Origin of the sequence: Cryobacterium shii (assembly GCF_004402595.1) — a bacterium.
Classification (GTDB): Bacteria; Actinomycetota; Actinomycetes; order Actinomycetales; family Microbacteriaceae; genus Cryobacterium; species Cryobacterium shii.
Map to the genome: position 1 here is coordinate 33,721 of NZ_SOFY01000064.1, position 15,329 is coordinate 49,049.

Annotated in this window: 8 protein-coding genes; all 8 read left to right on the top strand. The window is 65.8% G+C overall.

Annotated elements, in window-relative coordinates:
- Positions 1 to 245 precede the first annotated feature (245 nt).
- The 8 genes from E3O49_RS11870 to E3O49_RS11900 all read left to right on the top strand — a co-directional run bounded on the left by E3O49_RS11870 (position 246) and on the right by E3O49_RS11900 (position 15,279).
- A complete protein-coding gene (locus tag E3O49_RS11870; protein WP_134451674.1) occupies positions 246 to 2,369 on the top strand; it encodes a hypothetical protein in 2,124 nt (707 codons plus the stop codon).
- Positions 2,369 to 4,003, top strand: a complete 1,635-nt coding sequence (locus E3O49_RS11875) for a type I restriction-modification system subunit M (RefSeq protein ID WP_134451675.1) — start codon at positions 2,369 to 2,371, stop codon at positions 4,001 to 4,003. The genes E3O49_RS11870 and E3O49_RS11875 overlap by 1 nt, the downstream gene beginning before the upstream one ends.
- Positions 4,000 to 5,139, top strand: coding sequence for a restriction endonuclease subunit S (locus E3O49_RS11880; protein WP_134434265.1), 1,140 nt, complete (start codon positions 4,000 to 4,002; stop codon positions 5,137 to 5,139). The genes E3O49_RS11875 and E3O49_RS11880 overlap by 4 nt, the downstream gene beginning before the upstream one ends.
- On the top strand, positions 5,139 to 8,327 hold the full coding sequence (locus E3O49_RS11885) for a type I restriction endonuclease subunit R (RefSeq protein ID WP_134451677.1): 3,189 nt from the start codon (positions 5,139 to 5,141) through the stop codon (positions 8,325 to 8,327). Before E3O49_RS11880 ends, E3O49_RS11885 begins: the two co-directional genes overlap by 1 nt.
- A gap of 886 nt (positions 8,328 to 9,213) precedes the next feature.
- Entirely contained in the window at positions 9,214 to 9,387 is a 174-nt protein-coding gene (locus E3O49_RS11890) for a CsbD family protein (protein WP_134368061.1), read from the top strand.
- 51 nt (positions 9,388 to 9,438) lie between these two features.
- Positions 9,439 to 9,603, top strand: a complete 165-nt coding sequence (locus E3O49_RS16710; protein ID WP_166787179.1) for a hypothetical protein — start codon at positions 9,439 to 9,441, stop codon at positions 9,601 to 9,603.
- Between the two features lie 383 nt (positions 9,604 to 9,986).
- The gene (locus E3O49_RS11895) at positions 9,987 to 12,200 is read left to right on the top strand and encodes a malate synthase G (RefSeq protein ID WP_244285298.1); all 2,214 of its coding nucleotides are present in this window, start codon (positions 9,987 to 9,989) and stop codon (positions 12,198 to 12,200) included.
- 205 nt (positions 12,201 to 12,405) lie between these two features.
- Entirely contained in the window at positions 12,406 to 15,279 is a 2,874-nt protein-coding gene (locus E3O49_RS11900) for an alkaline phosphatase family protein (RefSeq protein ID WP_134368060.1), read from the top strand.
- Positions 15,280 to 15,329 lie beyond the last annotated feature (50 nt).

Sequence of the window (15,329 nt, forward strand, 5' to 3'; positions counted from 1 at the left end):
TGTCGCTGAAACTGCGGGCTGTGTGTGTCGAGTAGCTGGAGCAGGCGGCACCGGTTGTTCCCCCCGGAGCCGGCACCGCCTGCCGGTGCCTGAAACTTCGGGTGAATCAGGCACAACGTCACGCTAGGGCCCAGCAGATGGCCAAGAACCTAAACAATTTGATAACAGGGGTTATCAGCATCGCGACCTGAAAACATCCCACGTGCCCTAGCCTGAACTCACACGACGATGAGGGGGGAGCGCAGATGACCGAGCAAGCCCCGGCCCTCCTGCTGACGATGTCCGACGTCGCCGCCCTGGCCCGTGTGCAGCGCCCGGTTGTCTCGGTCTGGCGCTCCCGTGCCGCCGACAGTGACTCCCCGTTCCCGGCGCCCGTCACTCGGCTGCGCGGGCGGGAGCTGTTCGACGCCCGCCAGGTGGGCCAATGGCTGGCCGAGACGCACCGCGGCAACAACCCCGAGGCGTCAGCGGATGCCGCAGCCCACGCCGTTCTCAACGACGAGACCCGTGCAGCGGAGCAGTCCTTTAGCGCGGTGACGGCCCTGCTCGCGCTGCGCAGCGTCACCGGCGGCCCGCTCGGCGCCCTCTCTGCCCGGGACCTACTCGACGCCGCCGACGAGCACGATCCCGACGACGCCCTGTTCTACCGTGAGGTGGAAGGCCTCGGCGACGGCCTGGTGTCGCTGGCGGGCTACGTGGACGACCTCGTCGAGGCGTCCTACGGCGAGGCCGCGGCCTTCGAACGCCTCATGGCCGACCGTTTCAAGCGTGACCTGCGTGACCTCAGCGACACAGCGCTCAGCAACCCGGCTCTCGACCTGATAGCCGAGACGGCGGCCGCGCTCGCCGCAACCCAGCCCGGCGATCCGGTCTTCGTCGATGCGATGGGCAGCGCGAGCGACACCATCCTGGCCATCGCCCGCGCCGAAAGCACCTCCGGTGACGTGACGGTGATCACGGCCAATGCCGACAACGAAGCCGCCCGGCTCCTGCGCCGGCGCCTCCTCGTGCACCGCATAACCCGCGCGGGCCTCGAGGTGCACGAATCGGGGGCGTTCACCGTGACGGGCACTGCGGTGCACCTCGCGCAGTTCCCCTCCGCAAATCACCCGGCGATGAGCGCGACCGCAATCCTGACGGCGATCGACCAGATCGTGCTGCAGATGGACAACGACCAGCTGGGCGTGATCCTGGCGCCCGCGTCGGTGCTCACGGATGCCGGCCTCCCGCGCGACACCGACGGCCTGCGCTCCACGATCCTGCGTTCGGGTCGGGTGCGAGCCATCGTGCGCCTGCCGGCCGGCGTCATCCGTCACAAGCCTCAGCAGTCCCAGGCCCTCTGGGTGCTCGGCGCCGCCCACGCGCACGTGCAACTCGCCGAACGCTGGACCATGGTCGCCGACCTCACCGCGACGGCCCTCGAACCGACGGTGATCGCCGACCTGGTCAGCGACCTCATCGCCACCCTGGGCGACCGCGGCACCGTTCGCGCCCACGCCTTCCGCTTCGCCCGCTTCGTTCTCACCCGCACCCTGCTCGCCAGCCGAGACTCCCTTGTGGCCGGCGCACGCCGCGCCGAACCTGGGCGCACGACCCAGGGCGCCGCGCTCGCCGTGCGGGTAGACGACCTCCTCACCATGCTGAACACCGAAACGGATGCCGCCTCCGGCCTGGCCGGGCTCGTCGCCGAGCCGACCGTCCCAACCGACCAGCGAGACTCAACCCTTCCCGCTCAGGCCGGCTCGGCCGGGACTCAGACCGTGGAACAGCTCCTGGCCGCCAAGCACCTGCGGTACGTCCAGGGCAACCGCCTCGACCCCGAGGACATCGCCCGGGGCGAGACGGATGCCGCCGGCATCCGTCTCATCGGCCCCGCCGAGGTGCTCGGCGAGAACCCGCTCGGCCGCCGACGCATCGACCGCCTCCGCTTCGCCGCCGACTACCCCGCTGGCCGCGTGACGGAACCCGGAGACTTGGTCTTCACCACGGCCCCGCACCCCGCCGCCATCGTCGACCGGGAGGGCACCTCGGTGGTGCTCTTCCCCGCCCGAATCTTGCGCATCAATCCCGAGGACCCGAACGGCCTACTCGGCGAGGTCGTCGCCGCGGATATCGCGGCGCTTCCGCCCGGGCACCGGCGCTGGCAGCGCTGGCCGCTGCGCCAGGTGCATCACCGGCAGAGTCGTGCGCTCGCCGACGCCCTCGCCTCGGTACGGTTGGAGCAGGAGCGCGCGCACGAGCGCCTCGCCCACCTCGACGAGCTCGCCGCCCTGCTCATGGCCGGCGTCACCGCCGGCAGCCTCACGGTCTCCCAGACCGCAGGCCCACAAATTTCCCACGCATTCGCTCCATTGGAAGGAACCAACTAGTGGCACCCAAGATCAAAGTCGCGGCCCTGCCGTCGACCATGAAAGAGCTGAAAGACACCCTCTGGAAGGCCGCCGACAAGCTGCGCGGCTCGATGGATGCCTCGCAGTACAAAGACGTCATCCTCGGCCTGGTCTTCCTCAAGTACGTGTCCGACGCCTTCGACGAGCGCCGTGAGCAGATCCGCACCGAGCTGGAGGAGGACGGCCTCAACGAGGACCAGATCGCCCAGCTGATCGACGACGTCGACGAGTACACCGGCCGCGGCGTGTTCTGGGTGGGCGCCCGCGCCCGCTGGACCTACCTCGCCGAGAACGCGAAGGGTCTGCCGGCCGCGCCGGGGGAGGCTCCGAAGTCGATCGGCCTGCTCATCGACGAGGCGATGGACCTGCTCTCCGCCGACAACGCCGCCCTCGCCGGTTCGCTGCCGCGCATCTACAACCGCGACGGCGTCGACCAGCGCCGCCTCGGCGAGCTGCTCGACCTGCTCAACTCGGCCCGCTTCACCGGTCACGGCGCCACGAAGGCCCGCGACATCCTCGGCGAGGTCTACGAGTACTTCCTGGAGAAGTTCGCGGCCGCAGAGGGCAAACGCGGCGGCGAGTTCTACACGCCCGCCGGCGTGGTGCGGGTGCTGGTCGAGGTGCTCGAACCCACCCACGGCCGCGTCTACGACCCCTGCTGCGGGTCGGGCGGCATGTTCGTGCAGACCGAGAAGTTCCTCGAGTCGCACCACAAGGAGGGCTCGAACATTTCGGTCTACGGGCAGGAGATGAACGAGCGCACTTGGCGGATGGCCAAGATGAACCTCGCCATCCACGGACTGAACGGCAACCTCGCCAGCCGCTGGGGCGACACCTTCGCCCGCGACCAGCACCCCGAGCTGCAGGCCGACTACGTGCTCGCCAACCCGCCCTTCAACATCAAGGACTGGGCCCGCAGCGAAAACGACCCCCGCTGGAAGTACGGTGTGCCCCCGGCCGGCAACGCCAACTATGCCTGGATCCAGCACATCATCTCGAAGCTGGCACCCGGCGGCAGTGCCGGGGTGGTTATGGCCAACGGTTCAATGTCGTCGAATTCGAGTGGCGAGGGCGAAATCCGCGCCCAGCTCATAGAGGCGGACCTTGTCTCCTGCATGATCGCGCTGCCCACCCAATTGTTCCGTAGCACGGCCATCCCGGTGTGCACCTGGTTCTTCGCCAAGGACAAGACTGCCGGCGAGCACGGCAGCATCGACCGCACCGGCCAGGTGCTCTTCATCGACGCCCGCAACCTCGGCCATATGGTCGACCGCGCCGAGCGCGCCCTCTCTGACGAGGACATCGCGAAGATCGCTGGCACCTATCACGCGTGGCGTGGCACCCCACCGGTGGGCGAGCCTGTCGAAGCCACGGTGGCTGCACGCGCCTACGCAGACGAGCCCGGTTTCGCCTACTCCGCGTCGCTGGGCGAGATCAAGGCCGAGGACTACGCGCTCACCCCGGGCCGGTACGTCGGTTCTGCCGACGTCAAGGGGGACAGTGAGCCGATCGAGGAGAAGATTGCCCGGCTCAGCGAGGAGTTGTTCTGCCAGTTCGAAAAATCGGAGCAGCTGGCGGCGGTTGTGCGCAAACAGCTCAGGAGAGTGGAATGACGCAGACGCGAAGCTCGTGGTCGGCCAGGACTGTTGCAGAGTTGTGCAAGCTCGTCACGAGCGGTGGTACCCCCAGCAGGTCGAATCCTGACTTCTATTCGCAGGGAACTATCCCCTGGGTGAAGACCGGTGATCTGCATGACGGGTATGTCATTGAATACGACGAATACGTAACTGAATCCGCAATTCAAAATTCCTCAGCCAAGGTACTGCCCGAGGGAACCGTTCTGATGGCGATGTACGGCGCCACGGTTGGCATGCTTGGCATGCTTGCCGAGCCAGCCGCCTGCAACCAGGCAGCATGCGCGATGGTCGCGAATCCGGACCTGTGTGATCCTCGCTGGCTCTTCTACGCATTGCGCAATGACCGAAGTCGAATCGTTTCCCGAGCCAACGGCGCAGCGCAACAGAATCTCAGCGGAACTACGATTAAGCGGCTTGCCTTTCTGACCCCGGATCTGGCGCAGCAGAGTGCAATTGCGGACGTGCTGGGGGCGCTAGACGACAAGATTGCTATCAATTCTCGCATCGCGGATTCGGCCCACGCGCTAGCCAAAGCGGAATACGCGAGCCTCATGAACTCCACAGGAGACACAACGACTCTCGGGGAATTGCTCACCCTGGAGTACGGAAAGCCACTGCCAGCAACGAGCCGGGTTCCAGGCCCAGTAGATGTGTTTGGCAGCGGTGGGATCGTTGGCTCGCACAATGAGGCGTTCGCAGCAGGACCGGGCGTCGTCGTCGGACGTAAGGGCACGGCCGGGGCTGTCCACTGGGCTGCCAGACACTTCTACCCAATCGACACAACTTTCTATGTCGTTCCCAAGAATGCCCAAGTGAACAGCCTGATCTTCTGCTATTTTCTTCTTGGCTCCTTGGGCTTAAGGGAGCAGAACTCGGACTCTGCTGTTCCGGGCCTAAATCGCAATGGTGCGCATGCCATGGAGGTTCGGCTTCCGGATGCGGAACTGATTCGACGGTTCACCCTGGCTGCCATGCCGCTGACTGATCTCGCAGCGCAGGCCGAACGAGAATCGGTGAGTCTCGCCGCCATCCGCGACGCGCTCCTCCCGCAGCTCATGTCTGGCAAGCTTCGGGTGGGGGATGCAGAGAAAGTACTTGAGGGGGTGCTCTGATGGCGGGATTTTCGGAAGCGGAGTGGGAGCAGGTGGCGCTCGACCTGCTCAGCGAACCGCTCGGCTGGCAGCCGATGGCGGGGGAGCAGATCGCGCCGGGTAGCGGGGAGCGGGACAGCTGGGATGAGCTGCTCATCCGTCCGCGGCTGCTCGACGCGCTGCGGCGGCTGAACCCGACGGTTCCGGGGGAGTACCTGGTGCAGGCGCTCGCCGAGATCGCCTCGCCGAAGTCGCAGGACGCGATCACCGAGAACCAGCGCATCCACGACTACCTGATCGACGGGTTTCGCCTCAGCTACATCGGCGACGACGGCACCGAGGTGAATCCGAGCATCCGTCTGGTTAGTGCCGAACCGTCGGAGAACGACTGGCTCGCGGTGAACCAGGTCACGCTCATCCGCGGCGACTACAAGCGGCGCTTCGACCTCGTGCTGTACTGCAACGGCATGCCGGTGAGCGTCATCGAGTTGAAGAAGGCCGGCAGCGAGACGGCGGATGTCGCCGCCGCGCACGCCCAGCTGCAGACGTACCTGCGCGAGTTCCCGATGGCGTTCCGGTTCTGCGTGTTCACGCTCGCCAGCGACGGGATCCTCGCCAAGTACGGCACCCCATTCACCCCGCTCAACCACTTCTCGCCGTGGAACGTCGACGACGACGGCACCCCGGTCAAGCCCGGCGACACGAACGACTGGAACGCGACCACCGGGATGGAGATCGCGCTGCTCGGCCTCTACAACCAGGAGCGGTTCCTGCAGCTGATGCGCTCCTTCACCGCCTTTGACGAGGGGGCCGACGGCCTCGCCAAGCGCATCGCCAAACCGCACCAGTACTTCGCCGTAACCAAGGCCGTCGGCAGCACGGCGCAGGCGGTGGAGAGTAACGGCAAGGCCGGCGTGGTCTGGCACACCCAGGGCTCGGGCAAGTCGATGGAGATGGAGCTCTACACCAACCTGGTGTCACGGCATCCGAAGCTGAAGAACCCCACGGTCGTGGTGATCACCGACCGCAACGAGCTCGACGGGCAGCTCTACGAGACGTTCGCGGCGAGCCTGCTGCTGCCGGATAAGCCCCGGCAGATCAAGCGCCGCAGCGAGCTGCGCGACGAACTCAGCAACCGCGCCACGGGCGGCATCTACTTCACCACGCTGCAGAAGTTCGGGCGCAGCGAGGCCGAGAAGCAGGCCGGTGCGGAGCATCCGCTGCTCTCCGATCGGCGCAACATCATCGTGGTCGTCGATGAAGCGCACCGCAGCCACTACGACGACCTCGACGGCTATGCCCGCCACCTGCGCGACGCCCTGCCGCACGCCACCCTGATCGCGTTCACCGGCACGCCCATCTCGTTCGATGACCGCAACACCCGCGACGTGTTCGGCGAGTACATCGACATCTACGACCTGTCCCGCGCGGTCGACGACGGTGCCACGGTGCCGGTCTACTTCGAGCCGCGCCTGATCAAGGTGAACCTGGCGACGGATGTCACGGAAGACACCCTGGACGAGGCCGCGGACGAAGCCACCGTGGGACTCGACGACACCGAGCGGGCGCGGATCGAGGCATCCGTCGCCGTGGTCAACGCCGTCTACGGCGCACCCGACCGCATCGCCGCCCTCGCCGAGGACATCGTGGCGCACTGGGAGAACCGGAGCGGCCAGATGACGAAGTTCATCGAGTCACCCGGCAAGGCCATGATCGTTGGCGGCACGCGCGAGATCTGCGCGAACCTGTATTCGGCGATCGTGGCGCTGCGCCCGAAATGGCACTCGGGCGACCTCGACAAGGGCGTCATCAAGGTCGTCTACTCGGGCACCGCATCGGACACGCCGCCCGTCATCGACCACGTGCGCCGCGATTCGGCCAACGCCGTGGTTAAGGCCCGGCTCAAGGACGTCGACGACGAACTGCAGCTGGTGATCGTGAAAGACATGATGCTCACCGGTTACGACTCGCCGCCGTTGCACACGCTCTACCTGGACCGACCGCTCAAGGGTGCGCTGCTCATGCAGACGCTCGCGCGCGTGAACCGCACGTTCCGCGGCAAGGAAGACGGCCTGCTCGTGGCGTATGCGCCGCTCGCCGACAACCTGGCCAAGGCACTCGGCGAATACACGAAGACCGACCAGGTCTTGAAGCCCATCGGGCGCGACGTCGACGACGCCATCGTGCTGACGTTGTCGCTCGTCGACATGCTGCGCGCGATGCTTGCCGGGTACGACTGGAAGGCAGAGCTCGCCAAGGGCGGGCCGAAACGCTACCTGAACGCCGTGACCGGCTCGGTCAACTACCTGCGGGATCCGGCGACACCCGGCAACCAGGTTGCCGAGGGCGAAGAGACCCTGGCGGCCGCGTATCGCCGCTACTCGGGGCAGCTGTCGCGGGCGTGGGCGCTGTGCTCGGGTGCCGGGTCGCAAGAGCTTGAGGAGCGCCGGCCGGAGATCCAGCTGTACGAAGAGGCTCGGGTGTGGATGGCCAAGTTCGATGCCTCGGACCGTCAGGCCCGCGGTGAGCCGGTGCCCGAGGACGTGCAGCGTCTGCTGGGCGAGCTGATCGCATCGGCGACGAGCGCGGGCGGGGTGCTCGACATCTACGAGGCTGCCGGGATGCCGAAGCCGTCGCTCGATGATCTCAGCCCGGCGTTCATGGCCAAGACGCAGCACGCGCGCAACCCGCAGCTCGCGATCGAGGCGCTGCGCAAGCTGCTCACCGATGAGGCGGTGCGCACGACGCGCAACAACCTGGTGCGCCAGCGCGCCTTCTCGGACCGGATCTTCGAGCTGATGAACAAGTACACGAACCAGCAGCTCACCTCGGCCGAGGTGATCGCGGAGCTCGTGGCCCTGGCCCGCGAGGTCGCCGCGGAGGCGAACCGCGGGGCCGGCTTCAAGCCGCCGCTGAATCACGACGAGCTCGCGTTCTTCGACGCGGTGGCGCAGAACGAGTCCGCCGTCGAGGTGCAGGGCGAGACCGTGCTGGCGGACATCGCCCGCGAACTGGTGGCCGTGATGCGCCGCGACGTGCGCACCGACTGGACCGTGCGCGACGATGTGCGCGCCAAGCTGCGCTCCTCCATCAAACGGTTGCTCGTGAAGTACGGCTATCCGCCGGACCGCCAGCCGGTCGCCATCAAGCTCGTGATGGAGCAGATGGAGTCGATGGCGCCGCGGTACAGCGAAGAGCGGGCGGCATAGTTTGACTGCGCCCGGGCCGCGGCCAGAAACTTGGCGCGTTCGACGGCGCGGCCGGCAGCAAGGCCGTGGTGAACGTCTGCGGGCGTGAGTTCAAGCCGATGCCGGTGTGGTGGTGGGTATGGTTGCAGCCCTCAACGAAACGGCTCAGGAACAGGCATGCTTCACCGAGAGAGCCGAAGCGTTCTGGGCACTCCAGCTAACCGGAGTGATTTGGAGTGTGGTCTATAGCCGCGCCAGCACGCATTACCCGAGATTCGTGGGTGAAACCCGTGTCCACTCTCCGGGATCAAGGCCAGCACCGTAATCTCGCTGCGGGCATCCGGTTGTAATACTCGGGTCCCTATGCGATCAAGGAGTGCAGATCGACCCCGAAGGGGACCACGAGAGGCCAGAGCACAATCACCGCCAGACCTTCAAGAATGTTAGCGGGAACGTTCCATGCCACGAGATAGCCGTGGGTGGCGGCGACCACGACTCCGATGACCAGATATACGATCCCAATCAGACCTATACCTCGCCTGCCTGTTCCGCGTGTGCTCATTTTGCGCCTGCCATTTCCGAGTATCGTCGCTCATCTGCCATTTCGGGGCGTGATTCACACAATAGTAGCGGTGGGTCATTCGGGGAGGCCGGGGCTCCTTCCGGTTTGTTGTTCCGGGGGTGGTACGAGCGCAGTGCGGGGTTCGGACAAAACGGGTGTCGCTGCTCCGCAACCCCGCAGGTCTCGGGCCGGAATTACGGGTGGATGAGGCGGGAGCCGGTGTCTAGTCCATTGTTGAAGCCCGACCGCAAGAGTAGGTTGGTCGGAACGGGGCTCGTCCAGAACGCTGAGGATCCGATCGGCCGGCGCCGCCTCGCTGTCTTTGATTGCTGAGAGGTGTAAACAATGAGTGAGGCTGACAAGATCAAGAACGCGGCTGACAAGGCCTCGGGAAGGCTCAAGGAGAGCGCAGGCAAGATCGCTGGGGACGAGTCGCTCGAGACTGAGGGCAAGACCGACCAGGCCAAGGCGAGTCTGAAGCAGGCCGGCGAACATGTGAAAGACGTGTTCGAGAAATAGCGAACGAGGACGGTCGCCCGAAGGTTTCGAAAACATTGGAAAGGAAACACCATGAACATTCTGCTGATCGTCGTGGCCATCATCGCGGTCGTCCTCTTGCTGACGGGCGGTTTCGTGCAGTCGCTGAACTTCCTCTTGTGGGTGGGCGTGGTCCTGCTGGTGATTGCTGTGATTGCATTCTTGGTGCGCTCGATGTCGGGTCGCCGAGGCGTGTAACGGACGCGTGAACCCAGCCGAAGCCACGATGCAAGGCTGGTCCTGGTTCCTGCCGTTGCTGCTTGGGCAGGCCGGCGCCGGGGTCAACCATGCGGTCCCACTGGTCGCCCGTCGCGTTATTTGATGGTGGCGGCGTCATCGTCGTTGACGATGCTCGCGAATGAAAGAGCCCCGCCGGAGAATTCCGGTGGGGCTTTCGTCTGGATAATGACGTGGTCGTCGTCAGTGGTGACGCGGATTCATTCGCTGTTTTCGGTGAGGGCTGGCGAGTCCGCCCCGACGTGAGTTCGTCACGAAGGGGCGGTGGCGGGTGAGAGACTGGCCAGACACAGTCGGCCCAGCGGGCGCACCCGCACTAGCTGTTCTTACCAAGGAGTTCAACGATGAACATGCCCGTCGAAGCATCCGTATCACTGCCTGTCGCCGGCCTCGCGCCACGCGAACAGCGAGCAGATCTCGATGTCGCCGCTTCATTCGCCGCGTTCGTCGAGAATGAAGCCCTGCAGGGCACCGGCATCGCCGTGGACGCTTTCTGGCAGGGGTTGAGCACGCTGATCAGCGACCTCACACCCAAAAACATTGAGCTGCTCGGCATCAGGGATGACCTGCAGGCCCAAATCGATGCCTTTCATCAGGCTCACCCCGGCCAGCCTGACCCGGCCGAGTACCGCGCTTTCCTGACCGAGATCGGCTACCTCGCGCCCGAACCCGGGAACTTCACCATCACCACCTCGAACGTTGATGCGGAGATCGCGTCGCAGGCGGGGCCGCAGCTTGTTGTTCCGCTGCTTAACGCGCGGTTCGCTGTCAACGCGGCGAACGCCCGCTGGGGTTCGCTCTATGACGCGCTCTACGGCACCGACGCGATCGCGGATGACGGCGGCGCGGCCCGCGGAGACTCCTACAACGCTGTCCGGGGCGCACAGGTCATCGCGCGCGGACGCGCTCTCCTCGACCAGGCCATTCCACTCGAAAAGGGCTCGCACACGGATGCCGTCGCGTACCGCGTCGAGAACGGTGAGCTGGTCGTGGCTCTGGGGGACGGATCATCCGTCGCCCTGGCCGACCCGTCGGCGCTGGTCGGTTATCGAGGCGAGCCGTCGCAACCGTCGTCTCTGCTCTTCCTGCACCACGGAGTGCACCTCGACGTGATCATCGACCGGGCCGCACTCATCGGGGCCACGGATGCCGCGGGCATTCAGGACATCGTGCTCGAGTCCGCGGTCACCACGATCATGGACCTCGAAGACTCGGTTGCAGCCGTCGACGCCGAGGACAAGGTGCTCGGCTACCGCAACTGGCGCGAGCTCATGCGCGGCACCCTGAGCGAGACCGTCCGGAAGGGTGCCGGCGTCTTCACGCGCACCATGAACGGCGACCGCGTTTACACGGCACCCGACGGCGGCGAGCTGACGCTGCCCGGCCGGAGCCTGCTGCTGGTGCGCAACGTCGGGCACCTGATGCAGACCGAAACCGTGCGGGATGCGTCCGGCGTCGAGGTCTTCGAAGGAATTCTCGACGCGGTGCTGACCGTGCTCGGTTCGTTCCCCGATCTCGTCGGCGAGACCCGCGGCGGCAACTCCCGCACCGGTTCGGTGTACATCGTCAAGCCGAAGATGCACGGCCCCGACGAGGTGGCGTTCACCGTCGACCTGTTCGCGCGGGTGGAGAAGCTCCTGGGCCTGCCCCCGCTCACCGTGAAGGTGGGGATCATGGACGAAGAACGGCGAACGACGCTGAATCTGCGGGCGTGCATCGCCGTCGCCGCGGAGCGCATCGTCTTCATCAACACGGGATTCCTCGACCGTACCGGCGACGAGATTCACACCTCCATGCACGCCGGGCCGATGGCCACCAAGAGCGAGATCCGTTCCATGCCCTTCATGGCGGCCTACGAGAACGCGAACGTCGACGCCGGCCTCGCGGCGGGTTTCCCCGGCCGGGCCCAGATCGGCAAGGGCATGTGGGCCATGCCCGATCTCATGCACGACATGCTCGAGAAGAAGATCGCGCACCCCCTGTCCGGCGCCACCACCGCCTGGGTCCCGTCTCCCACGGCGGCGACACTGCACGCGACCCACTATCACGAGGTCGACGTGGCCGTCCGTCAGCGCGAACTGGCCGGGCGCACTCGTCAGGCGCTCGACCCGATTCTGGTCCTCCCGCTCGCCGAACGAGAGCTCAGCGACGAAGAGCGCCAGACCGAGCTCGACGACAACGTACAGTCGATCCTCGGCTATGTCGTTCGATGGGTCGATCAGGGGGTCGGCTGTTCCAAGGTTCCCGACATTCACGGCGTCGGGCTCATGGAGGACCGCGCGACCCTGCGCATCTCCAGTCAGCTCCTCGCGAACTGGCTCACCCACGGCGTGATCAGCAAGACGGATGTCGACGCGAGCCTCGGGCAACTGGCTGCGGTCGTCGATGCGCAGAATGCCGGTGACCCGACCTACGAAGCACTGATCGGGTCGACCGGACCCGGGCTCGCATTCATGGCTGCCCGTCGGCTCATCCTTGAGGGCGCATCCTCGCCCAACGGATACACCGAGCCGATCCTGCACCAGGTGCGGAGGGCGAAGAAGCTCCAGTCCCAGTGATTGGAGTCCGCCGGGTTGAAGCGCTGCAGAGCACTGCTTCAATCCGGCGGGCGCCCCTGCGCTGATCGCGCTTCCTGCCGTTGGTCAGCGGTAACCGCCCATTCATCGGTTGTTTGGCTGCACACCCTGGGGTTCTGTAAGTGTCTGTTTTGCGCCTCTGACGAGGCTACATCGGCACAACGGACTCCGGAAAATGGGTATGTAAATGAACAGCAAATCACCGCGGAGCGGGCATTCCCGCCTGCGCCATCTCTGTTCCCTGGCTGCTGGCCATCGAATTCTCGCTGTCACCGCCGGAGGCTGCGCCCTTGCTCTACTCGGCGGGGGCATCGCCACCGCGTCGACGCTCGGGTTCGGCGACCAGCAGGTCGGAAGCCTGTACAGCGGCGCGGAACAGATCTCATCAGATCAGACGCTTCAGCCCATCGGTGACCGACTGATGACGCCGTTCGGCAAGCTCATGGGCTCGGTCGTCAGCCCCGACGGCCGCTTCCTCGCCGGAACCAGCGCCGACCGTTCGGTCGACCTGCAGGTCTTCGACCTCAAGACGTACAAGCCGGTCGCAGCAGCGGGCACCCTTGCTGCCGCGAAGTTCGCGACCGCGGCGACTGACGCCGGGTTCGGGAACATGGCCTACCTCAAGATTTCCGACGGCACCGTCGGTCAGGAGGGACCGATTTTCTCCCCAGACGGGAAGTTCCTCTTCGTGTCAGTCGCCACCGGCATCGTCCGGTATCCGTTCAACGCGGACGGCTCGCTCGGGGCCGGCACCAAGATCAGCATCCCGACCGTCGGTGGCCACAAGGCGCTGACCGCCGGCATGGCCTTCTCTGCCGACGGCTCGACCCTCTACGCTGCCGTCAACGGTCAGAACTCGGCGGTCGCAATCGACCCGGCCACGGGCACGATCAAGCAGACCTTTGCCGTGGGCATCGCTCCGCGCCAGCTGAAGCTCATCGACAGCATGCTCTACGTCACGAACGAGGGCGGTCGCCAGGCCGTCGCGGGTGACACGACAATGGACTCCTACGGCACGCAGGTGCCCGCCGACACCACTCTGGGCACCTCCACGACGGGCACGGTCAGCGTCATCGACACGGCGAACCCGTCGACGCCGGTCTCGTCGATCCCGGTTGAACTGCACCCGACAGCGATGTACCTCGACGGCACCACCCTGTACGTGGCCAACACGAACAGCGACACCATCTCGGTCATCGATACGAAGACCAACACGGTCATGCAGACCATCGCCACCCAGCCGTGGGCCTCCTCGACGACCGGCTACGAGCCGACCGCGATCACCATGCAGGACAACCACCTGCTGGTGTCTCTCGGCCGCGCCAACGCCATCGCGGTGTACACGGTCAACAGGAAGGACCCGCGCGACCCGGCCAGTTCCATCGGCCTGCTACCGACGGACTACTTCCCGGAGAACGTCAGCTCGGTCAACGGCCAGATCGTGGTCACCAACACGCGTGGCATCGACGCGCGCGGCCCGGCGCTGACCTACGACAAGGGGCAGGGCACCACCCCCGCGACCGGTCACGGCAGTCACTCGACGACCGCCTCGCTCACCCGGTTCACCCTGCCGAGTGACCAGGAAATCAAGAAATACACCGCGACGGTATTTGCCCAGAACGGCTGGGATGCCACCTCGCTCAAGCAGGCCCAGGGCGAGAACGAGTCAGTCCAGGCCATCCCGAAACGCATCGGGGATCCGTCGGCCATCAAGCACGTGTTCCTCATCGTCAAGGAGAACCGCAGCTACGACCAGCTCTTCGGCGACATGAAGCAAGGCAACGGCGACCCCTCGCTCACGCAGTTCGGCCAGAAAGTCACCCCGAACCAGCACGCGCTTGCGACCCAGTTCGGCCTGTACGACAACACGTACGACATCGGGACGAACTCGGCTGAGGGCCACAACTGGCTCATGCAGGGCGACAACCCGGCATACAGCGAGACCAGCGCGGGCGAGTACGCCCGCTCGTACGACACGGAGGAGGACGTGCTGGGCCACCAGCGCTCCGGCTTCCTCTGGAACTCGATCCAGGCCGCCGGCAAGACCGCCAGGAACTTCGGTGAGTTCGAATACGGCGAGGGCAAGCCGGCCGGTGCGACCTGGCAGCAGTACTACTGCGCGGCGAAGGATGTCACGGCCGGCGGTGACCCCGCCCAGCTGTTCACCCCGTCGCTTCAGCTTCACGCCAGCTCCGTCATTCCGTCTCTCAACGCGATCACGGACCCGAACGCCGCGCCGTTCGACCTCGCGATACCCGACATCTACCGCTACCAGACCTGGAAGCAGAACTTCGAGAAGAACGGTCCGGCCAACCTCAACATGATGTGGCTGTCGAGCGACCACACCGGCGGCACCGCAGACCCGGAGGCCCAGGTCGCTGACAACGACCTCGCGGTCGGCAAGATCGTCGAAGAGATCTCCCACTCTCCCTACTGGAAAGACTCGGCGATCTTCATTGCCGAGGACGACACCCAGGACGGCGCCGACCACGTCGACGGCCACCGCGCTCCCGTTCAGGTGATCAGCCCGTATGCGGTGCACGGCAAGACCGTCAGCACGTATTACTCGCAGATCAGCATGGTCCGCACCATCGAGCAGATCCTCGGCGCCCAACCGCTGAACCAGAAGCTCGCCGCGGCGACGCCGATGACGGATGCGTTCACCAACAAAGCCGACCTGACTCCGTATGACGCGGTGCTCAACCAGGTGCCGCTGACCGAGGGCGTGGTGACCGCGCCCGCCTGCGGCTACGACACGCTCGGCACGACCGGCGCAGAGGCGGACGCGGTGAACGCCGCCGCCGCCAAGGCCGCTGAGATCCCTGCGGCTGAGAAAACCGTCGCTGCCAAGTGGCAGAGGTGGGCCGAGAAGCAGCACTTCACCGGAACCGCTCACCACGACGCGGTGGCGGACTTCAACAACCCGGACCTGATGAACCGCTGGACCTGGTACCAGACCCACCACTGGACGTCTCCGTACCCTGGGGACGCGAAGATCTACGGGCCTGACGATGTCCCCGGTATCCCGGCGGGCTCGACCAACGAGAACGACGACCACTGATAATGCTCGATCGGCTGGCCGCCGATCACTGATCGCCAGTGAGCACCGGG